The organism is Shewanella sp. AS16 (genome assembly GCF_021412365.1).
Taxonomy (GTDB): Bacteria; Pseudomonadota; Gammaproteobacteria; order Enterobacterales; family Shewanellaceae; genus Shewanella; species Shewanella salipaludis.
In genome coordinates, this window is sequence record NZ_JAKCLK010000309.1 from 1 (window position 1) to 288 (window position 288).

The window sequence follows — 288 nt, forward strand, 5'->3', positions numbered from 1 at the left end:
TTGCCGCAACCAATAAGGAGAATTCGCTCGGAAAGTACATTCGGCACATGGTGCAGCAACAATGTCTGCCCCGGTTTTCCTTCCAGTTCGCCCCGACGTAGCAGGGCGCTGATGTACCCATCGCTGATTTTATCGAGCTGTTCTGCAATCGGAGAAAGGCGACGTGGTTCGAAGACGCCCACGACGATGCAGGCACTCCGCTGTTTCTCCGGGCTACCGCTTTTTACACTAAACTCCATGCACTACGCTCCTGAATCTTAAAGACAACGGCGGTGGCTACAGATAGAA

Annotated in this window: 1 protein-coding gene; it reads right to left on the reverse strand. The window is 53.1% G+C overall.

The window, feature by feature from the left end; translation table 11 throughout:
- A partial coding sequence (locus LZP73_RS20415) for a M17 family peptidase N-terminal domain-containing protein (RefSeq protein ID WP_326490381.1) occupies window positions 1–239 on the reverse strand: 239 nt, incomplete at its 3' end.
- Window positions 240–288 lie beyond the last annotated feature (49 nt).